This is a genomic window from Bacillus sp. LB7, from assembly GCF_030449715.1.
GTDB lineage: Bacteria > Bacillota > Bacilli > Bacillales > Bacillaceae > Bacillus > Bacillus paralicheniformis.
Genome location: NZ_JASGCA010000014.1, coordinates 42852 through 65619, shown reverse-complemented (window position 1 = coordinate 65619; position 22768 = coordinate 42852). Strand labels below are relative to the sequence as shown.

Genomic DNA, 22768 nt, shown 5'->3' with positions numbered 1-22768 from the left:
GGGGGAAAAGCGGAAATTTTTTTAAAAACATGGGCTGAAACAGAAAGGATGATTGAATGTTCGGAATGCAGGATATTGTCAAATTCTTCTGGTCGTTCTTGATCGTTTTTCCCGCCGTGTCGGTGCTTCATGTCTTGGGCCACAGCGTCATGGCGGTGTTGTTCGGCGGAAAATCTTCGCTTGAAATCGGGATGGGCAAAAAATTGCTGAAAATCGGCCCCGTGCAAATCAGAAGTGTTTACTTTATGGATTCCTTCTGCAAATACGGGGATCTGAAATACGATAACCGTTTTACGAATGCGATGATTTATGCCGGCGGATCGCTGTTTAATTTAGCGTCTATTTTTATTGTCAATCTGCTGATTATCAAAGACATCATACCCGAAAATATTTTTTTCTACCAGTTTGTTTATTTTTCAACCTATTATGTATGTTTTGCTTTGATTCCCGTGAGATATTCCGAAAATCATCTTTCTGATGGAATGGCAATTTATAAAGTGCTGAGATATGGGGAGAAGTACGAGATTAATAATTGAGTATGCCGGCTGCGGGCACATCCCGGAGCCGGCGTTTTTCAGACATGCATGATGTCTTCAGGCAGTTTCCTTAGCTTTCGAACGGATTCGATGAATGTTTCCAAAGGATCGCAGCCGCTAAAATATTGAAATGCTTCCCGATCCCCGTTGTTCATCACGACGAGGTGATCGCCTCCTGTTATCAGCCCTTTTTCGCGGCGGAACGAGGAGATGGTATCATAGCGGATGTCAAGGTGAAAAGGGGCGCCAAACAGAGAAGAATAAAACATGAGCCGCCTGTTGGTGGCCGCAAGCACGCCTCTGTAAGGAGTGTAACGTGCAGACAGTCTCGCGTTATACGCGCAAAGCATAATAGATCTGATTTCTTCATTCGGCTAAGCCGGACATCCAAAGCTGCTTTTCCTTCTGCTATCTCTTTCATTGAAAAACACTCCTTTCATCAACCAATACGAAAGACCCTTTGAAAAAGTTCCAAAGTGAGACATGAGGGTGGTTTGAAAAAATTTTATTTATTCTTACGATCATTAAGGATATGATAAGAGTTGACAAAAAACTTATCCTGTAACTATAATAATTACATCGGTGGTGAAAACTTATGGTGAACACCCGTCTTTCAGTGGCCATTCATATTTTATCTTTAATTGCCGCAAACCCGCGGGAATCTTCGGAAATGATCGCCGGGAGCGTCAATACGAACCCTGTTGTGATCAGGCGCATGATCAGCCAGCTCAAAAAAGGCGGTATTTTGACGTCGAGGCCGGGAGTGGCCGGGGCAACCCTGAAAAGAGATCCTGAAGATATATCTCTGCTGGATATTTACCGCGCGGTTCAGCCGCAAGAGGAATTGTTTGCGATTCATGACAAGCCGAATCCAAACTGTCCGGTTGGAAGACAAATTCAAACAACGCTTGACCAAACGTTTCACAGCGTTCAGCAGGCGATGGAGAACGAATTGGCCAGCAAGTCTCTTAAAGACGTCTTAACTCATCTCTTTTAAATAAGAGATGATGTTTCATCATCAACATGTAACTTATTTTGTTACAAATGTGGAAGTATTATCGGTGACACATGCACAATCATCACAACAAAGCCTTATGAGTTATGGGGGACATTCATGATCGTATGCCGGTTTTCCTTACTGATGTGAAGGAAAAGGGAAGGCTCACCCTTAAAACTGAATATCTACAAAGCTTGCTGCAGCCATATGATGCTAGCATATCGCTTGATATATCACCTTCGCTTAGCTGCTATGTTCTAAGCAGTTGGTGATATTTTGTTGTATCCCCAATTAAGGTATCGTACAATTCCACTCTTCCTTTAAAATGGCGTAATAATATTCATCCCACCATTCATTGCCTTTGGGAATACATTTTTTAAAGAAGCCTTCTCTTCTCATTCCAATCTTCTCCATAACTCGGTATGACGGAATATTCTCAGGTTGACACGTAGCTATAATCCTATGCAGGTTCATTTCTTTAAATCCATATTTCAAGATCGCTTGTGCTGCTTCAGAAGCATACCCTTTATTTTGATATTTAGGATGAAACACCCACCCGATCTCATATGTATGTTCACCAAAATACTTATGAAAAACAATATGGCCTATAAGTAAATCTTCATCCATTCGTATGACAGGGAATTTTTCAGCGTTATCACCTTTGTTTTTATTTACAAATGCTTTTGCATCTTCTTCAGTAAAAACGCCTTCCGGTATATACTTCATCACATTACTATTTGATGTATACTCATATACAGCTTGCCAATCTTTGAATTCAAATTCGCGTATCAATAACCTTTCTGTTGTGATATGCATGAAACGAACCTCCCATCAAAAAAACTTCTGCTTATCTTGATTTCGATATGAAGACAACAATAACCTCTTTAAAGACGATCCTTATTCAACAATCTGGCAGAAAACAAGTACCTCAGCTTGTATCTTCATGCAGACTTTTATATATGCTTTTAATTGGTCTCATTATAATCCTTGTTCTCATGTACTAATCGTTTAACTTTCCGCATCAGCCCGGCGGCATTTTTCAACCCGTAAGGAAAGAGAACAGGTTCATCTCAAAAAGGTCAGAAAAACTTGATCGTAACACCGCCGGAGAAAGCTGCATCAGTTATGCAGGCTATGTCATTGCAGTGGTGACGAAGCTGAAAAAGGCGAGCACATCAATGAGCGTTTCACCGTTGGTGGAGAAGCCGAATTATAAAAGCCTGTCTCAGTCAATTCCCGAGACAGGCTTTTGATCATCATTCGTAATAATAAGGATCGTATCCGCTGTGTAAATCGGTAAGAATACCTAAAAAGATCAGGAAGAAAAAGGCGACTATGCATAAAATGAAGATCACAATATTGGATAGTAAGAAGAAAAATTGCCATTTCATAAACTTCACATAGTTATCAAGCAAGGCTTCATGCGGTTCTTGCGGCATGTCATCACTCATTTTCTGAGCGGCGTTTGCCGATTTTATAAGGTAGATCCCCGAAAAAATCATTAGCACACCTGGAGCGGCTCCGATGATAAGCAAAGAAATTCCGAAAAAGGCATAGATGCCTCCGCCGATAATCATAAAAACGCCGGTTATTTTTCCCCATTTTGCAATCGCATCGAGCGATTTTTTCATGCTGGCTGTCATTTCCAAAATAAGAAGTCACGCCTTCCCTGTAAATATAGTAATTTCTCTATAGTTATACACTAGGCAAAAAGATATTGAAATGATAAGTATTGATTTTTTATTATATTTTAAAGTGCACATGGGCAGGTGGCCGCACTGACAACATGATTCCCCAATAAAAGCGGCTGTGTTATAGTAAATCGTAAGAAGCATATCAGCTATAAGTGATGTGAAATGCACCTTGCAAACTGGTATTTTGTGCCGGACCAGAACCCCGCAACCAATTTACCATATTGTTTTAGGGGCATTTTTATTTTTGTGATATGACTGGTGTTACGAAAGGCGGTTTTTCTATGAAATCTTCTTATTTCTATCGTCTCTTGCAAATCGATCATATAAGAAAGCCCGGCGATCTTCCGGATGAACAGCAGCTGGCAGACTCTTTCGTTTTGATCTTTCACTTGAAGGGTGAAGGGAGAATCGATATACAGGCATCAGGCAGGCCGCTCCAAAAAGAAACGCTGTATATTGTTCCGCCTTATGAAACATTCGGAATCACAGCTTCGTCAGCTGAAATCAGCGGGTATCTCATCAGGCTGCAGCCCTACAGCTATGACGACCGCCGCCTGACGCTTGAAGCAGACACCGACCCTGACGCTTTTTCCGACCTTCAGATGATGAATGTCCATTCTGTCGGAAATCTGGCCTCCCGCCTTCAGGAACTTTCCGCCTTATGGCCGGCTTCTTCAGCGCTCCAGGAGCTGAAATGCCAAGCAGACCTGCAGCAGCTTTTGTACGATATCTATTCGGCTAAACTGACTCATCCCGAAAACACCGCATCAGCCATAGGAAAAACAAAGGAGTATATTGAAGAGCATTCAGATGCACACCTGACGCTTGATCAACTCGCGCAAATGGCCGGAATCAGCGCGAAGCATTACAGCGAAACGTTCAAAAAGCTGTACGGTCGAAGCGTGACAGAGTTTATTACTGAGACGCGGATGACGAAAGCGAAGCAGCTGATGGCGAAAGCAAGCTACAAGCTGAGGGAAATCTCAAGCCAAATCGGGTATCAGGATGAATTTTATTTCAGCAGGACATTTAAGAAGCATACCGGTTTATCCCCGACCGTTTATATGAAAAAAAGGCGCAGGAAACTGGCGGCCTACGGCCAGAATACGATCGGACAGCTGATACCGCTTCACCTCATTCCTTACGCCGCTTCCCTGCATCCGAAGTGGACATCGTATTACTATAAGCATTATGCGGCAGATATTCCGGTCCATCTGAGCGCTTACCGCTTTCACGAGCCGTGGGAAGAAAACCTGCGGACATTGTCATCGGCTGCCCCTGAGCTCATTATCAGCATGGACAGCGTGTCTCACAAGGAACGGGAGCAACTCCAGTCGATCGCCGATGTCTTCTTTTTGCCTTCACAGGAACAATGGAGGAGGCATTTTATGCTGACCGCATCTCATTTGGATGAAGAAGCGGAGGCTCAGAAATGGCTGCTGTCTTACCAGCGTCTCACCGAGACCGCGAAAGAAACGCTTTATCCGATCTGCGGACGCCGAAGCTTTTTGTTTTTGCGCCTGCATAAACACGAGATTTATCTGGCGCATAACCGCTCTGTTCAAGATGTATTTTTCGGCGACCTTGGCTTTGAATCGGCTGTATCGCTTGAAGAACCGACTGACAGGGCCGTGTCGATCGAAACGATCGCGGCATATCAGCCGGATATCATTATGATTTTCATTTTTAAAGAGCCGGAGACGCTGGCATTCTACCGGGAGCTGCAGCAGTCGGCTGCATGGCAGGATTTAAAAGCGGTCCGGCATCACCGGATGTATCAGGTGAATTCTGATCCTTGGCGGGAATATTCCGCATGCAGCCATGAACGAATCATTCGCCAGGCGGTTCGGCTGCTGTCCGGAAAAAATCCATTTTAATTGCCGGATATTATCCATGGTGTTCTCGAAGAGGCAACCCTATAATTTTAATTGATAATAGTTATCAATTAAATCAGGGGGTCTCAATCAGATGAGAAAAATATCAATATTTCTATTTATTCTCCTTCTCGCGTTTGGCGCAGCGGGATGCGGGAACAGCAAAGAAAAGGCGGGCGGCGATGGCAAGAGCTCAGCGTCAGCTGAGAAAAGCATCGAGTACCTCGATCATACATACAAGGTGAAGACCCCGGCCGAACAAATCGTCATTACGGGAAGCGTGGAATCGATGGAAGATGCCAAGCTTCTGGATGTACACCCGGCCGGTGCCATTTCCTTCTCCGGAAAGTTCCCGGACCTGTTCAAGAGCATTACTGACAAAGCAGCTGCCGTCGGCGAAAAAACGGAACCGAACCTGGAGAAAATTCTTGAGCTTAAACCGGATGTCATCCTGGCTTCAACGAAATTTCCGGAAAAAGTGGTGAAAAAGCTGGATAACATCGCGACGACGATTCCTGTTTCCCACGTTTCTTCAAACTGGAAAGACAATTTAGAGCTGCTGGCTGAACTGACAGGCAAAGAAGATAAAGCGAAGCAGATTATTTCGGATTATGAAGCGGACCTTAAGGAAGCAAAAACAAAGCTTGAGAAAACGGCCAAAGATACAAAAGCGCTCGTTGTCAGAATCAGACAAGGCAATGTCTTTATCTATCCGGAAGACGTATTTTTCAATTCCACTTTATACGGCGAGCTGGGCTTCACAGCTCCAAAAGAAGTCAAAGCGGCAAAAGCCCAGGAGTTAGTTTCTTTAGAAAAACTGAGCGAAATGAATCCGGATTATATGTTTGTTCAATTCTCTGACGATGAGAATGCTGACAAGCCGAATGCGCTGAAAGATCTAGAGAATAATCCAATTTGGAAAAGCATTTCTGCAGTGAAAAACGACCATGTATTTGTCAATGCTGTAGATCCGCTTGCGCAGGGCGGCACGGCATGGAGCAAGGTAGAATTTTTAAAGGCTGCAGCTGAGAAATTGGCGCAGAACAAATAGAAAAGGTTTCTTGAACGATGCATTCAAAGCACATGACCCGCATCATTATGATCTCTGCTCCGTTTGCCATACTGCTGTCCGTTTTTCTGTCGGTATGTTACGGTGCAAAACAGCTTGAGCCCGAAGTGATTTTTTTGGCGCTGCTGCATTTTGATCCGGGCAACACAGATCATCAAATCATTTGGCATTCCCGTCTTCCGCGCGCTGCCGGCGCTCTTTTAATCGGAGCGGCGCTGGCGGTGTCCGGTGCGCTTATGCAGGGCATCACCCGAAATTATTTAGCTTCCCCGTCGATTATGGGCGTTTCCGACGGATCAGCATTCGTGATCACGCTGCTGATGGTGTTGATTCCGGGTTCGACTTCCCTGGAGATGATGGGCTATTCGTTTATCGGATCAGCCGTTGGCGCCGGCCTCGTCTTCGGCCTCGCCTCGGTGATTCCAAACGGTTTTATGCCGGTTCAGCTTGCCATCATCGGGACGGTCACAAGCATGCTGCTCAGCAGTCTGTCAGCGGCGATGTCGATTTACTTTCAAATTTCCCAGGACGTCAGCTTCTGGTACAGCGCCAGGCTGCATCAATTGAATCCCGAGCTGCTGAAGTATGCTGTGCCGTTTTTTGTGATCGGCATCATTCTGGCGCTCTCTCTCAGCAAAAAAGTGACAGCTCTATCATTGGGAGATGACATTTCCGAAAGCCTCGGCCAGAAAAAGCAGGCCGTCAAATGGACAGCGATGGCAGCGGTCGTCATTCTGACAGGCTGCTCCGTCGCTATGGCGGGTAAAATAGCTTTTGTCGGATTGATTGTACCGCATATTACGCGTTTTCTTGTCGGGGCGGATTATAGCCGGATGATCCCATGCTCCTGCGTTCTCGGCGGCATTTTTTTGACGCTGGCCGATCTTCTCAGCCGGCTGCTCAACTATCCGTTTGAGACACCGATTGAAGTCGTCACTTCGGTGATCGGCGTTCCTTTCTTCCTTTATTTGATCAAAAGAAAAGGAGGGGAGCAGCGTGCCTAAAAAGGTTGCAGTCATCTATGCTGTTTTTATTGTGCTGATTCTCACAATCTGTTATCTCAGCATAACAGTAGGATCGTTTGCCGCACATCCGGCTGAGCTGTTATCAACATTGTTTCACATCAACCCGAATGAGCAATACGCCATTCTCCTGTTTGAGCTGCGTCTTCCAAGGATTGTGACGGCAGCACTCGTGGGCCTTGGGCTCGGCATTGCCGGTTCCGTCATCCAGGCGATGACAAGGAACGGACTGGCTGACCCGGGAATCCTGGGGATTAATGCCGGTGCGGGTGCGGCGATCGTCGGCTACATGCTGATCTTTCAAGGCCAGACTGAAACGACAAGCCTGCTCGCTGCAATGGGGATGCCATTCTTCGGCTTGATCGGTGGCATTTTGGCGGCGGTATTCATTTTTATCTTTGCCTGGCATGGCGGCAACTTGGATTCGGGCAGGATTATTCTCGTTGGAATCGCGATTAATTCGGGTTTCAGCGCTATTTCGCTGTACCTGTCATTGAAGATGAATCCGAATGACCACGAAATGGCCATGGTTTGGAAAAACGGAAGCATCTGGTCGGCGAATTGGACGTATATTCAAGCGGCACTGCCGTGGCTGCTGCTTCTCATTCCATTCCTGGTGACAAAGTCCGGCCTGCTCGATACCATTCGCTTTCATGAAGATACGGTGAAGAGTCTCGGTGTATCCGCCAATGTTGAAAAAGTGCTGCTGCTGACGGCTTGTGTCGGCATCATCAGCGCCTGTGTGGCTATCTCCGGGAGCATGGCATTTGTCGGCCTGATTGCTCCGCACATCTCGCGGAGGCTCGTCGGCGTTCTGCACCGCCACTCATTGCTGTTAAGCGGTTTGATCGGGATGTTTCTCGTATTGTGCGCCGATTTTGCCGGAAAGCTGCTGTTCCAGCCGTCCGAAGTGCCGGCGGGTATCATCCTCGCCATTTTCGGTGTGCCTTACTTCTTATTTTTACTGTTTAAACAAAAAAAGACGGTTCATTAGACTGTTTTTAGCTCATCAAAGAGGGGAAGGGAGAATCACATGGCTCAAGAAAAACTTCAGCAGTCTGTCAATGCTGCTGAATGTATTCCGGTGGCGATACCGGGGACAGAACAGCGGTGCATGCGTTCACCGGATGGGAGCCGCACATACCGGATTTTTATTGCGAAACCATTTGGGGAACCGCCGCCCGCAGGATATCCCGTGATTTATCTGCTTGACGCCAATTCCGTGTTTGGAACAATGGTGGAGGCATTGCGGATGCAGTCGCGTCGTCCCGATAAAACCGGCGTCATGCCGGCCGTTATCGTCGGCATCGGCTATGAAACCGACGCTCCCTTTGACCGGGGGCGGTATTACGATTTTACTCTGCCGGATTCGGGCGCCGAGCTGCCCAGGAGGACCGATGGAGCAGACTGGCCGGAGCCGGGCGGGGCAAAAGCTTTTCTGTCCTTCATCGAACAGCAATTAAAGCCGGAGATCGAACAGGAATTCACGATTGATGTGAAAAGTCAGGCGATTTTCGGTCATTCCCTTGGCGGACTTTTTGTTCTGCAGACCCTGTTTACAAAACCGGACCTATTTCAGACATATATCGCCGGCAGTCCGTCCATCCATTGGCATCCGTCCTTTTTTGATGAAGAGCATGACTTTATTTCGAAGCTGCAGGAAGCGGATGGCGATGTAAAGGTATTGCTCGGGGCCGGAGAGCTCGAAAAGACGCATAAAAGCGGGATGAACGACAATGCAAAAAGATTGGCCGCCCGCCTGGCCGCCTTGGACAAACAGGGAATTCGCGCGGAGTACCATGAATTTAAAGGGGAAGGTCATATATCGGTTCTCCCTGTGTTAATCAGCAGAGCGCTCCAGTTTGCCTTCAAGCCTGATTGACAGCGGGGCGCTTCCGGCGCCCCGTGCTTTCAGAAAAGATAAGAATGGATAACAGATAATATACCAAAAGCATTGATACGGATAGACAATCGAAAACGATTTGACCGTTTGCATTTATTGGTATATTATATTTTTAAACGATAATGATTATCATTATCAATTAAGAGTTTAGCTGGCAGTGACTCTTTAAGACTTGGGAGCTGCCGTTTTTAAGAAAGGAAATGATAAGAGTGAAAGGCAAGGTTGCTTTGGTGACTGGGGCTTCGCAAGGAATCGGCAAAGAAGTGGCTCTGGCGCTTGCTGAACGCGGGGTGTTTGTTGCCGCAGCTGATCAAAATCGAAAAGGGCTGCTTGAACTTGAAGCCGAACTTGAACGAAAAGATCTGCAGGGTTCCGGTTTTGCCGCGGATGTGGGCGACAGTGCCGCCGTCGAGCAGGTTGTGGCCCATGTTGAACGCGAGATCGGTCCGATAGACATGCTTGTCAATGTAGCCGGCGTGCTCAGAACGGGTCTGATCCATTCATTGAGTGATGAAGATTGGGAGAAGACGTTCAGCGTCAATTCCACCGGGGTTTTTAACGTATCGCGTGCCGTCGCCCGCCGGATGATGACGCGCAGAACTGGAGCGATCGTGACTGTCGGATCAAATGCGGCGGCAGTGCCGCGGGTGCATATGGCCGCCTACGCGGCCTCTAAGGCGGCCGCTTTAATGTTTACGAAATGTCTCGGCCTTGAACTTGCCGAGCACAACATCCGCTGCAATATCGTATCGCCCGGATCAACCGATACGCCGATGCAGCGGTCGCTATGGCAAGATGAGGAAGCTGCGCAAGGCGTCATTGAAGGATCACTTGAAACATTCAAAACGGGAATCCCGCTCGGAAAATTGGCTTCGCCGGCTGATATTGCAGATGCTGTAGTATTTTTGCTGTCTGACGGGGCTCGCCATATTACGATGCACGATTTGCGCGTTGATGGCGGAGCAACGCTTGGAGCCTGATTCAATCTAAAGGAGGTTTTAATGATGATGGAACGTCATGTCGTGTCAGAAGCGCTTGCGGATCAGCTGTTGAAGGAATATCAGGCCGGTGCTTCATTCTTTTTCTCTTCCCCGGAGCGGACCATTCTGGCGGAAGGTGTTTTGGCTTCTGTTTCTCAAACGGAAGAGCAAAGCCTTGCTCAGCGGGCTGCGGAAGTTCTGAAAAAAGCGAGGGAGAACGGGCAGAAAAATCCGATGGTGGTCGGAGCTGTGCCGTTTGACGATGCAAAGCCGGCGCAGTTAACCGTGCCGGTCGAAGCGTGGCAGGCGGGGCCGCTGACATGTGAAGAAGACGGTAAAGAGGAGCCTGAACCTGCCCTTTACCCCTATGATATCGAGCAGATTCCAAGCCCGGAAGCGTATATGACCGGGGTCAGACGAGGATTGGCAGGTATAGCAGCAGGAGAATACAGCAAGATCGTCCTTTCCCGGTCATTGCAGCTGACCTCGCCGATCAAAGTCGATATCGGTCAATTACTGCGAAATCTTGCCCGCCGCAATACAAGCGGGTACAACTTTGCTGTTGACTTAACCGGACAGTCGGCGGAAGCGCCTCGTACCACTTTGATAGGGGCAAGTCCCGAGCTGCTTGTATCACGGTCCGGGTTCCGTGTTACGGCAAATCCTTTAGCAGGTTCAAGACCTCGAAGCGATGATCCTGAAGAAGATCGAAGAAGGGCGGCTGAACTGCTTGCTTCTCCTAAAGACCGTCACGAACATGCGGTCGTAGTTGAAGCGGTTGCTTCCGCGCTCAGGCCGTTTTGCCGAAAGCTGGAGGTGCCGGAACCGTCGCTCATCAGCACGCCGACGATGTGGCATCTTTCAACTGAATTGAAGGGAGAGCTTACAGATCTTTCTGTATCATCATTAGAGCTCGCCGCCGCCCTTCATCCGACGCCTGCTGTTTGCGGCACGCCGACGAATGCGGCGAAAGAAGCGATTAAACAGATTGAGCCGTTTGACCGCGGATTTTTCACAGGTATGGTCGGCTGGTGTGACGCGGACGGTGATGGTGAATGGGTCGTAACGATTCGCTGTGCTGAGGCGGAGGAACACGCGCTGCGGCTGTACGCAGGCGCCGGAATTGTCGCCGGATCGAAGCCTGAAGAAGAACTTGCCGAAACGTCTGCAAAGTTTCGGACAATGCTTCTTGCGATGGGAATGAACAGTGAATAACGGAGGGATAAAGGATGTTGAAAGGGTGCCCAACATGGCCGAAGGAGTTTGCGGATAAATATCGGAAGGAGGGATGCTGGCGAGGCGAAACATTTGGAGGAATGCTGAGGGAACAGGCCGAAAAACATGGCAGCCGCATTGCCCTTACATACGGAGATACCCATTTAAGCTATCGAGAGTTAGACAAGAGAGCCGACTCTTTGGCTGGCGGTCTTTTACAGCTTGGGATCAAAAAAAATGACCGCGTCGTTGTCCAGCTGCCGAATGTCATCGAGTTTTTTGAAGTTTGCTTTGCGCTCTTCCGAATCGGAGCTCTGCCTGTCTTTGCGCTTCCATCGCACAGACATAGCGAGATCACTTATTTTTGCGAGTTTTCTAAAGCTGCTGCTTATGTGATTCCCGATCATCACGCAAAGTTTGACTACCGCAAGCTGGCGAGACAGGTAAAGGGAAAGCTGCGGGGGCTTCGTCATGTCATTGTCGCCGGCGAATCGGAGGAGTTTGAAGCGCTGTCGGGCCTTTATGATCAGCCTGCCCCTCCGCAGAACGTCCATTCAGAAGATGTCGCTTTTCTTCAATTGTCAGGGGGAAGCACAGGTCTGTCCAAGCTGATCCCGAGGACGCATGATGATTATATATACAGCTTGAGGGTCAGCGCAGAGGTTTGCAGGCTTGATCACAACAGCGTGTATCTTGCCGCTCTCCCAATCGCTCACAATTATCCGCTCAGTTCGCCGGGAGTGCTCGGTACACTCTATGCGGGAGGCCGAGTCGTTCTTGCGTCAGGAGGCAGCCCGGATGAAACCTTTCCTCTGATCGAAAAGGAGAGGGTAACGATCACAGGTCTCGTACCGCCGCTTGCGCTAATCTGGCTTGACGCTGCTCCGGCTCGCCGGGACGACTTGTCAAGCCTCCAGGTCCTTCAAGTCGGCGGGGCGAAATTCAGTGCCGAAGCCGCCAGGCGCGTCACATCGGTGTTTGGCTGCAAACTGCAGCAGGTTTATGGCATGGCAGAAGGTCTGGTCAACTATACCAGACTTGATGATCCTGAAGACACGATCGTTCACACACAAGGCAGACCGATGTCTCCGTTTGACGAGATTAAAATTGTGGATAAAGAAGGACGCGAACTTGGACCCGGACAGACCGGGGAGCTTCTGACAAGAGGTCCTTATACGATCCGCGGCTATTACAAAGCTGAGGAACACAATGCCAAAGCGTTCACTGAAGACGGGTTTTACCGTACGGGCGACTTGGTCAAAGTCAATTCATCAGGCTATTTGATTGTTGAAGGACGAGCCAAAGACCAGATCAACAGAGGCGGGGAGAAGGTTGCCGCGGAAGAAGTGGAAAACCACCTGCTCGCACATCCCGCCGTGCTTGATGCGGCGGTTGTCTCGATGCCGGATCAATTTCTCGGCGAAAGAACGTGTGCGTATGTTATCCCCCGCGGCGCTGCACCTGCTCAGGCTGAATTGCAATCGTTTTTGAGAGAAAGGGGCCTTGCAGCCTACAAAATACCCGACCGGGTGGAAATGGTTGAAGCATTCCCGCAGACAGGCGTAGGAAAAGTCAGCAAAAAAGAACTGCGTACAGCGATTGCTGAAAAAATGTCCGCAGCTAAGAATATCACCTGATAAAAAAATGAGAGGATGTGATTTGATGGCCATTCCTGCCATCTTACCGTACCGAATGCCAGAAGCATCAAATATGCCGAAAAACAAGGTGTCATGGACGCCTCATCCGAAGCGCGCTGCACTTCTCATCCATGACATGCAGCAATATTTTCTCAACGCTTACCGTTCCGGCGAGTCTCCGGTAACAGATCTGCTGGCTCATATTAAGAAGCTGCGGAAGCGATGTGCCGAGCTTGGCATCCCGGTTATTTTCACGGCTCAGCCAGGCGCCCAGACACCGGAAGAACGGGGGCTTCTCCAAGATTTTTGGGGAGCCGGAATTGGTCCTGATCCCGATGAGCAGAAGATCGTAGATGAGCTGAAACCGAATGAAGGCGACATCGTTCTGACCAAGTGGAGGTACAATGCGTTTAGAAAAACCAACCTTTTAGGTGTGCTGGAGGAGCAAGGTCGGGATCAGCTCATCATCACCGGCATCTATGCCCATATCGGCTGCCTGATGACGGCATGTGATGCGTTTATGCAAGATATTGAAACGTTTTTTGTCGCCGATGCGGTGGCGGATTTCTCATTAGAGCATCATGAAATGGCTATCACATACGCAGCTGACCGCTGCAGCGTCACAATCACTGCGGAACAGCTTTTGAGCCAGCTGAAAGATGACGAAAGCCATGAACACGCAAAAGAAAGCTCTCATGCACTAACAAAACAGATCATTCGTGAACAGGTCGCAACGCTTCTTCTTGAATCACCTGAAAAGATAAGCGACAGCGAAAATTTGATTTACAGGGGACTTGATTCCGTGAGAATCATGAGTCTCGCGGAGCGCTGGCGCCGAGCGGGGCGGGAGGTGTCATTTGTGGAGCTTGCGGAGGACCCTTCGATTGAAAACTGGTGGAGACTGTTGTCCTCCTCTAAAGAAGCACCCTTGCCAAATGCAGACTATCAATGAAGGAGGTCGCCTTAATGCCTGAAAGTCAACATAACCGAAAGCCATTATCAGGAGCGCAAGCCGGCATTTGGTTTGCTCAGCAGCTTGATCCGGAAAATCCGATCTACAATACAGCTGAATACGTTGAAATAAGAGGCCCGCTTGATCAAGAGCTTTTCGAGAAAGCGCTGCGCCATGTTATGAAAGAAGCTGAATCATTCCATGCCAGATTTGGAGAAGATCAAGACGGACCGTGGCAAGAGATCGTTCCGTCGGCAGATTTTCCGATTCATTACATTGATGTCAGCTCAGAAACCGATCCGGAACAGGCGGCTAAAAGCTGGATGAAGGATGATCTTGCCCATCCGGTTGATCTGACCCGCGGTCCGCTTTTTACAGAAGCGCTTTTCAAAACGGCGCCGGATCATTACTTCTGGTATCAGCGAACTCACCATATCGCAACGGACGGGTTCAGCTTTACACTGATCGCCGAGCGGCTGTCAAAAATATATACCGCATTAATGCAGAACAAATCGATCGACCAGAGCGGAGCCTTTGGCTCCCTCGATTTGATTCTCGCGGAGGAAACGGCTTACCGGGTATCAGAACAGTATCAGGAAGATCGGCGATTTTGGCTTGAGCGTTTCAGCGATGAACCGGAGGTGGTCAGTCTTGCCGAAAGAGCGCCGCGTACCTCTTCAAGCTTTCTTCGCAGGTCTGATTATCTGCCGAGTGAACATGCTGATCGTCTTCTGTCTGCCGCAAGCAGAATGGGGACAACTTGGCACGAAACCGTGATGGCAGCAGCTGCCATATATGTTCATCGGCTGACGGGGGCAAATGACGTCGTTCTCGGGATGCCGATGATGTGCCGCCTCGGGTCAGCCGCTCTCCATATTCCGGGTATGGTCATGAATCTCCTTCCCCTTCGGATTAGCATGCAGCCGGAAATGAGCGTAGGAGAGCTGGTCAAGCAAATCTCAGCGGAAATGATGAAGCTGAGGCGTCATCAGCATTACCGCCACGAAGAACTGCGCCGGGATCTCAAGCTGCTTGGCGAAAATCAGCGGCTGTTCGGTCCGCAGCTTAATTTGATGCCTTTTGAGAACCGCTTGAATTTTGCCGGCTGTCAAGGCATCGTGCATAATCTTGCCACGGGACCTGTGGACGATCTGTCAATCAACATTTACGGCCGCCCGGACGGAGGCGGGTTGAAAGTAAACATGGATGCAAACCCCGCTGTTTATCATGCGGATGAACTTGAACATCATGTTCATCGTTTTCTTACTCTTCTGAAAACGATTGCCGATTGCGAGCAAACTCAGCCGGTGGGGACGTTGGATATTCTTCTCCCGGAAGAACGCGCTCAAATTTTGATCGAATGGAATCAAACAGACCGCGGTCTTCCCAATGAGAGTCTTCCGCAGCGATTTGAAAGGATGGCGAAGGAGTGCCCTGAATCTCCGGCAGTCGTTTGCAATGATGAGGTTCTCACCTATTCCGAATTAAATAAAAGGGCAAATCAACTGGCTCATCTGCTGATCAATCAGGGGGCGAAACCGGAGACATTCGTTGCTTTGGCACTGCCGCGATCAGCGGAAATGATTGTCAGCATGCTCGCCGTTCTCAAGGCTGGAGCGGCTTATTTACCTATAGATCCCGATTATCCGGCTGACAGGATCGAGTATATGCTCAATGATGCACAGCCGCTGTTTGTCATCACCAGCAAAAAAGCACAAGACATGATCAGGTCGCAAACGCCGAAGTTAATCCTTGATGAACAGACTGTTGTGGAAAAAATATCCGGCTATTCTGAAGAAAATCCCGGCGGACAGCATTCCGGCGCCCAGCCGGCATATATGATCTACACGTCCGGATCAACCGGCAGGCCTAAAGGTGTTGTTGTACAAGCTGAAAGCTTATTCAATTTTTTGCTTTCCATGCAGGATATGTTCCAGCTTAATCAAGATGACCGGCTGCTGGCTGTCACTACAATTGCATTCGACATCTCAGCACTCGAAATGTATTTGCCGCTGATCAGCGGGTCAGCAGTCGTTCTTGCCGAGAAGGAGACGGTACAAGACCCGTCCGCATTGGCCAAAATGATTGAAACATACGGAATCACCATGATGCAGGCCACACCGACCCTCTGGCACGCATTGGCCTCAAGCGCTCCTGACAAGCTTAAAGGTCTTCGTGCGCTTGTCGGCGGTGAAGCTCTGCAAGCGAGCCTGGCCCGGCAATTGCAGCAGCTCGGATGCACATTAACGAACCTTTATGGACCGACGGAAACAACGATTTGGTCTACTGCCGCCGCGCTGGAAGCAGGCTGCACGGAACCTCCGGGAATCGGCCGTGCGATTTGGAATACGCAGCTGTATGTTCTAGACGCCGGATTGCAGCCTGTGCCTCCGGGAGCGGCTGGAGAACTTTATGTGGGAGGAACAGGAGTGGCGCGCGGCTACTTGAACAGACATGCTCTCACGGCTGAACGCTTTATTGCGAATCCGTACGGGCCGCCTGGATCGCGGATGTACCGGACGGGCGACCTTGTGCGCTGGCGCGAAGACGGGTCGCTTGATTATATCGGCCGTGCGGACCACCAAGTTAAAATTCGCGGATTCCGCATTGAAATGGGAGAAATAGAAGCGGTGCTTGCAAATCATCCGGTTGTTAAACAAGCTGCTGCTATTGTTCGTGAAGACCAGCCCGGTGATCCGCGTATATTTGCGTATGTCGTTCCCTCTTCGGGAGAAAGCCTTCATCCTGCCGAGCTTCGCGGCTACGTTGGTGAAACACTGCCCGACTATATGATTCCGTCTGCATTTGTCATCCTTGATGAACTGCCGCTTACGCCGAACGGAAAGATTGACCGCAAATCCCTGCCGGCTCCGGTGTTGAGTATGCATACAGGCGGACGTGAGCCAAGGACTCCGCAAGAGGAAATATTGTGTGATTTATTCGCTGAAGTGCTGGGGGTGCCGCGAGTCAGTATTGATGACAGCTTTTTTGATCTTGGCGGACATTCGCTTCTGGCAGGCAGGCTCGTCGGCCGGATTCGGGAAACGCTCGGCGTCGAACTCGGGATCGGCCGTTTATTCGATGAACCCACAGCCGCCGGACTTGCCAAACAGCTTGATCAGGCGCAGAGCGCCCGCCCGGCATTGCGTAAAAGAGAGCGCCGGGAAGAGATTCCGCTGTCCTTCGCGCAACGGCGCCTATGGTTTTTGCACTGTTTGGAAGGACCGAGCCCGACCTATAATATTCCGGTTGTCGTTCATTTAACCGGACGTTTGGACCAAGAGGCGCTGACAGCCGCTTTGGGCGATGTGGCAGCAAGACATGAGCCGCTTCGAACCATTTTCCCGGATCAGCAGGGGACAACACACCAGCTGATATTGGAAGCAGATCAAGCGCGTCCCGAACTCGCTGTATCCCATGTCAGCGAACATGATTTAGAAAAAGTCCTGGCTGAGGCTGTTCGGCATCGTTTTCATTTAGAAAAGGAACCTCCGTTTCGCGCCCAGCTATTCGTACTCGGACCGGACAAGTTTGTTCTTCTTCTGCTTTTGCACCATATGATTGGCGACGGCTGGTCTTTAACGCCGCTGACCCGCGATTTGGAAACTGCCTACAATGCGCGTCTGAATGGTGAGGCACCTGCTTGGGAGCCGCTTTCTATACAATATGCCGACTATGCCGTATGGCAGGAACATCTGCTTGGCAGTGAGAACAATCCGGACAGTCTGATTGCCAAGCAGCTCGGGTATTGGTCAAAGGCGTTGGAACATCTGCCTGATCAGCTGGAGCTTCCGACTGATCACCCGCGTCCGTCGGAATCAAGCTACAGAGGCGGTACGATTGATCTCAGCATTGACGAACAGCTGCACGGCCGTTTGCTCGGTTTGTCCCGCAGCACCGGAGTCAGCATGTTCATGATTTTGCAGTCGGCCCTTGCCTCACTGTTGACACGGCTCGGAGCAGGCCGCGACATTCCGCTCGGCAGTCCGATAGCGGGAAGAAACGATGATGCTTTAGGCGGAATTGTCGGATTGTTCGTTAATACGCTTGTGCTCCGAACGGATACATCGGGTAATCCAAGTTTTCGAGAGCTTTTGAACAGAGTTAGAAAAGTAAATCTTGCAGCATATGAGCATCAGGATCTTCCGTTTGAGCGCCTTGTTGAAGTGCTCAATCCTGCCAGATCAAGAGCGAGACATCCGCTGTTCCAAATCATGCTCGCCTTTCAAAATACGCCTGAACCTGAGCTTGAACTTTCCGGCCTTAAATCAGACATTGAAATTCGCAGTGTCGGCGCAGCCAAGTTTGATTTGACGATTGAGCTTCGCGAACATCGAAAAGCGGACGGAACACCCGCAGGTATCGGCGGATTTGTGGAATACAGCACAGATTTATTTGAGCGAAATACGGTTCAAACATTGGCCGAACGGCTTGTCAGGCTGCTGGATTCAGCAGTATCAGACCCTGATCAGCCGATCGGAAGACTTGAGATTCTCCTTCCGGCCGAACGTGAAAACATGCTGGCTGACTGGAGCAAATCGTCCAACAACATATCTTGTTCATCTTTGCCTGTTTTATTTGAAAAGCAGGCCGCGAAGGACCCGGAAGCCGTTGCGGTTATATATGAAAATGACTCGCTCACATACAGCGAGCTCAATAGACGCGCTAACCGGCTTGCCCATCTCCTGATCGCCAAAGGGGTCGGTCCCGAACAATTTGCTGCCCTGGCGCTGCCAAGATCTTTGGATATGGTTGTCGGACTGCTTGCAGTGCTGAAAGCTGGCGCGGCATATGTTCCTCTGGATCCGGACTACCCGGCAGAAAGGATAGCGTTTATGTTGAATGATGCACATCCTGCCTGCGTTGTAACGAGTTCAGCGGTCGAATCAAGCCTTTCTGTTCCCGCATCTGTTGAAAGGATTGTACTTGATGACCCTTGCATACAAGAGAAACTGAACGGTTACGCTTCTGTGAATCCGGTTGATGCCGACCGTACGACGCCTTTGCTGCCTCTTCACCCTGCGTATGTCATTTACACATCCGGCTCGACCGGTATGCCGAAAGGAGTGGTCGTTCCGCATCAAAATGTCGTGCGGCTGTTCGGAGCGACTGACCAATGGTTCCATTTTGGCTCTGACGATGTTTGGACGATGTTTCATTCTTACGCATTTGATTTTTCGGTATGGGAAATTTGGGGAGCGCTGCTCAATGGGGGGCGGCTTGTCGTTGTGCCTCATACAATCAGCCGCTCGCCGGCCGACTTTCTCAATCTTCTCGTACGCGAGGGAGTGACTGTGCTCAATCAGACTCCTTCCGCATTTTATCAATTGATGCAGGCTGACCGGGACAATGCTGAGACAGGAAAACGCCTTTCCTTGCGCTTTATCATTTTTGGAGGGGAAGCGCTCGAGCTGAAGAGGCTTGAAGATTGGTATGAACGCCATCAGGAGCATGTCCCGCGGCTGATTAATATGTACGGAATTACAGAAACGACGGTACATGTCAGCTATATTTCCCTCGATCAGCAGACTGCAGCACTTCAAGCGAACAGCCTGATCGGTCAAGGGATTCCCGATTTAGGTGTATATGTGCTTGATGAATACCTTGAACCGGTACCCCCGGGCGTCACCGGAGAGATGTATGTGTCGGGGGGCGGCCTCGCACGGGGTTACTTGGGCAGACCCGATTTGACGGCAGACCGCTTTGTCGCTGATCCGTTTGGTCCGCCGGGAACCCGAATGTACCGAACCGGTGATCTTGCTCGGAGGCGTCAAGACGGCTCTCTTGATTATATGGGCCGGGCCGATCAGCAGATCAAGATCCGCGGCTTTAGAATCGAACTCGGCGAGATAGAAGCGGTGCTTGTCCGCCATCACAGGGTGAATCAAGCCGCTGTAGTTGTAAGGGAAGACCAGCCCGGGGACAAGCGCCTGATCGCCTATGTTGTCCCGACGTCTGCAGACGAAACCGATCCGGCTGAGCTGCGCCGGTTTGCCGCAGGCACTCTGCCGGAGTACATGGTGCCTTCTGCATTTGTAAAAATTGCAGACTTGCCATTGACTCCAAATGGCAAACTTGATCGAAAAGCACTGCCTGACCCTGATTTTGCCGCGGCTGTTAAAGGGCGGGGGCCAAGAACACCGCAGGAAGAAATCTTATGCGATCTTTTTTCAGAAATCCTCAATGTGCCGCGGATTGGTATTGATGACGGATTCTTCGAACTTGGCGGTCATTCTCTGCTCGCCGTACAGCTGATGAGCCGCATTCGTGATGCGCTCGGCGTCGAGCTCGGCATCGGCGACCTGCTTGAAGCGCCTACTGTCAGCGGACTCGCTGAACGGCTTGAATCCGGCGGCGGGCAAAGTGCGCTGGATGTACTGCTTCCGCTGAGAACCGGAGGCAGTCACGATCCCCTGTTTTGTGTGCACCCGGCCGGGGGCCTCAGCTGGTGTTATGCCGGTTTAATGACGGCACTCGGGAAGGAATACCCGATATATGGTCTTCAAGCCCGCGGGATCGCAAGGCAGGAAGAGCTTCCTGATACGCTCGACGACATGGCCGCCGATTATATCCGGCACATTCGTACGATTCAGCCAACAGGGCCTTATCGTCTTCTCGGCTGGTCTCTCGGAGGCAATGTTGTACATGCGATCGCAACTCAGCTGCAGGAACAAGGGGAGGACATTTCGCTTCTTGTCATGCTTGATGCTTACCCGAATCACTTCCTTCCAATTAAAGATGCACCTGATGAGCAGGAAGCATTGATTGCACTCTTGGCATTGGGAGGATACGATCCGGACAGCCTTAACGGGGAACCGCTGAAACTTTCCAGTGCGATCGATATTCTGCGCCGCGACGGCAGTGCGCTTGCCAGCCTGGATGAGACTGCGATCTTGAACTTAAAGGAGACGTATGTGAATTCCGTCCGGATTTTAAGCGAATATAAGCCCCGCGTCTTTCATGGCGATATCCTGTTTTTCAAATCAACTGTGATACCGGAATGGTTTGATCCGATCGATCCTGAGTCATGGCTTCCTTATCTGAACGGAAACATTGATATTCATGATATGGATTGCCGGCATAAAGATTTGTGCCAGCCGGAGCCGCTGGCCGAAATCGGACGTCATGTTGCGGAAAAACTGGACGGCTTGAAAAAAGATACGGACAAGTAGGGAGAGATAACGATGACAAATCCTTTTGAAAATGAACAGGGCACATATGTTGTTTTAATGAATGAGGAAGGCCAGTATTCACTCTGGCCCGCCTTCATTTATATTCCGGCAGGGTGGGAGATTGTCTGCGGGGAAACGAGCCGCAGCGCCTGCATCGACTATATCAGCTCGAATTGGACCGATCTCTCGCCGAACAGCTTGAAACCGGCTGCAGAAGTACACGGCGGTCAGCAATGAATAGAAGGCCGTTCAATCAAAGGACGGTTGTCAGCATTGTATATGTAACGGCCATGTTTATGGCTGCAATGGATGCGAGTGTCATTAACATGGCATTGCCCGCCATCATGAACGAATTTCAAACATTGCCGTCTGCTGCAGGCACAGTTAACATCGGATATTTAGTCAGCTTGGCGGTCTTTCTTCCCGCAGCCGGCTGGTTTGGAGACCGCTTTGGGACAAAGCGTGTTTTCCTGGCCGCGCTTTCGATATTTACGGCTGCATCCTCATTATGCGGAATCGCTGACAATCTGGCGGCATTAAACGTATTTCGCGTGATTCAGGGAGCCGGCGGCGGATTGATCACACCGGTGGGAATGGCGATCTTGTTCAGGACGTTTCCTCCGCATGAACGGGCGAAAATTTCGAGAGTTCTCGGTCTTCCGATTGCGGTCGCGCCTGCGGTTGGACCGATCATCAGCGGGTTTCTGACTGATCAGCTGTCATGGCGCTGGATTTTTTACATTAATATTCCGATCGGAATGATCATTCTGCTGTTTGGCCTGTTATATCTTCATGAACATATGGAGCCGAAAGCAGGCAGATTTGATTGGCTAGGATTTCTTTTGGCTGGGCCGGGAATGGCGTTGGCGGTTTTTGCACTCAGCCAGGGGCCTGTGCAGGGCTTCGGCTCGCCGAATGTGCTTGTGTCGGGAACCGGGGGAGTGATTCTCCTCGCCATTCTCGTTTTTGTCGAGCTGAAGGCTGAGCATCCGCTGATTGAACTGCGCTTATTGAAGGACCGGGTTTTTGGAATGATGAGCGTCATTTCGCTTTTGACAGCAGGCGGACTCCTTGGCATGCTCTATATATTTCCGCTGTTGTGCCAGGAAGCACTCGGCTATTCTGCGACCGATACCGCTCTAATCACGTTTCCCGAAGCATTAGGCTTGATGCTGGCCTCCCAGCTGATGCCGAGGTCGTTGGGGAAGTTCGGACCGAGGCGGGTGATTTCGGTTGCGCTGTTAGGCGCTGCTGTATGGTTTGGGCTGCTGAGCCTGACCGGATACGGGTCAAATCTGTGGCTTCTCAGGCTGCTGCTGTTTTTGGCGGGCTTTTTCCTGGGGCATGCGGTTGGCGCAGCGCAGGTTGTTTGTTTTGCCAACATTTCATCATCCTCAATGGGCCGGGCAACGACGCTGTTTAATGTACAAAACCGGCTCGGATCTGCTTTTGGAGTTGCCGTCATGTCGTGCGTCCTTGCCGTGCTCAGTCAGCCCGAGGCAGGGATAGAGCTTGATTTATCAGCTTACCGGACCGCTTTGCTCGGTGCCGCCGGCTTCCTCATGGCCGCATTTTTCATCGCACTCAAGCTCAAGGACGCTGACACTGGACGGCAAATGGACAAGCATGCTGCAGTTTCCAAAGGTGCGGCAGCTTCCGGTAAGTAAAACAAAAATCCTCCCGTTTCCGGGAGGATTTTTTTACAGCATGAATGGCG

At 50.0% G+C, this 22768-nt stretch carries 17 protein-coding genes and 1 pseudogene; 15 read left to right on the top strand and 3 right to left on the bottom strand.

All coding sequences use genetic code 11. The features are described 5' to 3' along the window. The first annotated feature begins 56 nt into the window (after positions 1 to 56). Positions 57 to 536: a hypothetical protein gene (locus QMZ64_RS17110; protein WP_243941761.1), complete on the top strand. Its 480-nt coding sequence runs from the start codon at positions 57 to 59 to the stop codon at positions 534 to 536. Positions 537 to 574: 38 nt separating this feature from the next. Here QMZ64_RS17110 and QMZ64_RS17105 read toward each other — a convergent pair whose 3' ends face one another. Further along, the gene (locus QMZ64_RS17105) at positions 575 to 886 is read right to left on the bottom strand and encodes a PH domain-containing protein (protein ID WP_265625429.1); all 312 of its coding nucleotides are present in this window, start codon (positions 884 to 886) and stop codon (positions 575 to 577) included. 245 nt (positions 887 to 1131) lie between these two features. Between QMZ64_RS17105 and QMZ64_RS17100 the strand changes: the two genes are divergently transcribed. Both QMZ64_RS17100 and QMZ64_RS17095 read left to right on the top strand, forming a co-directional pair. Further along, positions 1132 to 1533 (top strand): Rrf2 family transcriptional regulator, encoded by a 402-nt coding sequence (locus QMZ64_RS17100; RefSeq protein ID WP_020453242.1) that lies wholly within the window; start codon positions 1132 to 1134, stop codon positions 1531 to 1533. A gap of 69 nt (positions 1534 to 1602) precedes the next feature. Further along, positions 1603 to 1748: pseudogene (locus tag QMZ64_RS17095) on the top strand (SOS response-associated peptidase family protein); the annotation flags it as partial. Positions 1749 to 1824: 76 nt separating this feature from the next. On the opposite strand, the gene QMZ64_RS17090 reads toward QMZ64_RS17095, so the two are convergent. Next, a complete protein-coding gene (locus QMZ64_RS17090; RefSeq protein WP_243941764.1) occupies positions 1825 to 2349 on the bottom strand; it encodes a GNAT family N-acetyltransferase in 525 nt (174 codons plus the stop codon). A 440-nt stretch (positions 2350 to 2789) separates the two neighbouring features. Next, the gene (locus QMZ64_RS17085) at positions 2790 to 3176 is read right to left on the bottom strand and encodes a DUF5362 family protein (RefSeq protein WP_228119653.1); all 387 of its coding nucleotides are present in this window, start codon (positions 3174 to 3176) and stop codon (positions 2790 to 2792) included. A gap of 332 nt (positions 3177 to 3508) precedes the next feature. Here QMZ64_RS17085 and btr point away from each other — a divergent pair, with 332 nt between their 5' ends. The 12 genes from btr to QMZ64_RS17025 all read left to right on the top strand — a co-directional run bounded on the left by btr (position 3509) and on the right by QMZ64_RS17025 (position 22718). Continuing rightward, the gene (gene btr / locus QMZ64_RS17080; RefSeq protein ID WP_265625430.1) at positions 3509 to 5104 is read left to right on the top strand and encodes a bacillibactin transport transcriptional regulator Btr; all 1596 of its coding nucleotides are present in this window, start codon (positions 3509 to 3511) and stop codon (positions 5102 to 5104) included. A gap of 91 nt (positions 5105 to 5195) precedes the next feature. Then, complete coding sequence (locus QMZ64_RS17075) at positions 5196 to 6152, top strand: iron-hydroxamate ABC transporter substrate-binding protein (protein ID WP_243941768.1); 957 nt, start codon at positions 5196 to 5198, stop codon at positions 6150 to 6152. Positions 6153 to 6169: 17 nt separating this feature from the next. Beyond that, positions 6170 to 7174: a FecCD family ABC transporter permease gene (locus QMZ64_RS17070; protein ID WP_265625431.1), complete on the top strand. Its 1005-nt coding sequence runs from the start codon at positions 6170 to 6172 to the stop codon at positions 7172 to 7174. Then, positions 7167 to 8186: a FecCD family ABC transporter permease gene (locus QMZ64_RS17065; protein ID WP_265625432.1), complete on the top strand. Its 1020-nt coding sequence runs from the start codon at positions 7167 to 7169 to the stop codon at positions 8184 to 8186. Before QMZ64_RS17070 ends, QMZ64_RS17065 begins: the two co-directional genes overlap by 8 nt. 39 nt (positions 8187 to 8225) lie before the next feature. Next, positions 8226 to 9074: an alpha/beta hydrolase gene (locus QMZ64_RS17060; RefSeq protein ID WP_265625433.1), complete on the top strand. Its 849-nt coding sequence runs from the start codon at positions 8226 to 8228 to the stop codon at positions 9072 to 9074. Positions 9075 to 9295: 221 nt separating this feature from the next. After that, positions 9296 to 10075 (top strand): 2,3-dihydro-2,3-dihydroxybenzoate dehydrogenase, encoded by a 780-nt coding sequence (locus QMZ64_RS17055; RefSeq protein ID WP_265625434.1) that lies wholly within the window; start codon positions 9296 to 9298, stop codon positions 10073 to 10075. A 24-nt stretch (positions 10076 to 10099) separates the two neighbouring features. Next, positions 10100 to 11290: an isochorismate synthase DhbC gene (dhbC, locus tag QMZ64_RS17050; RefSeq protein ID WP_243941778.1), complete on the top strand. Its 1191-nt coding sequence runs from the start codon at positions 10100 to 10102 to the stop codon at positions 11288 to 11290. A gap of 14 nt (positions 11291 to 11304) precedes the next feature. After that, a complete protein-coding gene (locus tag QMZ64_RS17045) occupies positions 11305 to 12927 on the top strand; it encodes a (2,3-dihydroxybenzoyl)adenylate synthase (protein WP_265625435.1) in 1623 nt (540 codons plus the stop codon). Positions 12928 to 12952: 25 nt separating this feature from the next. Continuing rightward, positions 12953 to 13879: an isochorismatase family protein gene (locus QMZ64_RS17040; RefSeq protein ID WP_265625436.1), complete on the top strand. Its 927-nt coding sequence runs from the start codon at positions 12953 to 12955 to the stop codon at positions 13877 to 13879. Positions 13880 to 13893: 14 nt separating this feature from the next. After that, positions 13894 to 21051 carry an amino acid adenylation domain-containing protein gene (locus tag QMZ64_RS17035; RefSeq protein WP_301441491.1) on the top strand — a complete coding sequence of 2386 codons (7158 nt, stop codon included), beginning with the start codon at positions 13894 to 13896 and terminating at the stop codon, positions 21049 to 21051. Between the two features lie 12 nt (positions 21052 to 21063). Then, entirely contained in the window at positions 21064 to 21288 is a 225-nt protein-coding gene (locus tag QMZ64_RS17030) for an MbtH family protein (protein WP_265625438.1), read from the top strand. Further along, positions 21285 to 22718: an MDR family MFS transporter gene (locus QMZ64_RS17025; RefSeq protein WP_265625439.1), complete on the top strand. Its 1434-nt coding sequence runs from the start codon at positions 21285 to 21287 to the stop codon at positions 22716 to 22718. Before QMZ64_RS17030 ends, QMZ64_RS17025 begins: the two co-directional genes overlap by 4 nt. Positions 22719 to 22768 lie beyond the last annotated feature (50 nt).

Coding starts and splice junctions, on each gene's coding strand:
- QMZ64_RS17110 (WP_243941761.1), top strand. CDS start 57: ATGTTCGGAATGCAGGATATTGTCAAATTCTTCTGGTCGTTCTTGATC.
- QMZ64_RS17105 (WP_265625429.1), bottom strand. CDS start 886: ATGCTTTGCGCGTATAACGCGAGACTGTCTGCACGTTACACTCCTTAC.
- QMZ64_RS17100 (WP_020453242.1), top strand. CDS start 1,132: ATGGTGAACACCCGTCTTTCAGTGGCCATTCATATTTTATCTTTAATT.
- QMZ64_RS17090 (WP_243941764.1), bottom strand. CDS start 2,349: ATGCATATCACAACAGAAAGGTTATTGATACGCGAATTTGAATTCAAA.
- QMZ64_RS17085 (WP_228119653.1), bottom strand. CDS start 3,176: ATGACAGCCAGCATGAAAAAATCGCTCGATGCGATTGCAAAATGGGGA.
- btr (WP_265625430.1), top strand. CDS start 3,509: ATGAAATCTTCTTATTTCTATCGTCTCTTGCAAATCGATCATATAAGA.
- QMZ64_RS17075 (WP_243941768.1), top strand. CDS start 5,196: ATGAGAAAAATATCAATATTTCTATTTATTCTCCTTCTCGCGTTTGGC.
- QMZ64_RS17070 (WP_265625431.1), top strand. CDS start 6,170: ATGCATTCAAAGCACATGACCCGCATCATTATGATCTCTGCTCCGTTT.
- QMZ64_RS17060 (WP_265625433.1), top strand. CDS start 8,226: ATGGCTCAAGAAAAACTTCAGCAGTCTGTCAATGCTGCTGAATGTATT.
- QMZ64_RS17055 (WP_265625434.1), top strand. CDS start 9,296: ATGATAAGAGTGAAAGGCAAGGTTGCTTTGGTGACTGGGGCTTCGCAA.
- dhbC (WP_243941778.1), top strand. CDS start 10,100: ATGATGGAACGTCATGTCGTGTCAGAAGCGCTTGCGGATCAGCTGTTG.
- QMZ64_RS17045 (WP_265625435.1), top strand. CDS start 11,305: ATGTTGAAAGGGTGCCCAACATGGCCGAAGGAGTTTGCGGATAAATAT.
- QMZ64_RS17040 (WP_265625436.1), top strand. CDS start 12,953: ATGGCCATTCCTGCCATCTTACCGTACCGAATGCCAGAAGCATCAAAT.
- QMZ64_RS17035 (WP_301441491.1), top strand. CDS start 13,894: ATGCCTGAAAGTCAACATAACCGAAAGCCATTATCAGGAGCGCAAGCC.
- QMZ64_RS17030 (WP_265625438.1), top strand. CDS start 21,064: ATGACAAATCCTTTTGAAAATGAACAGGGCACATATGTTGTTTTAATG.
- QMZ64_RS17025 (WP_265625439.1), top strand. CDS start 21,285: ATGAATAGAAGGCCGTTCAATCAAAGGACGGTTGTCAGCATTGTATAT.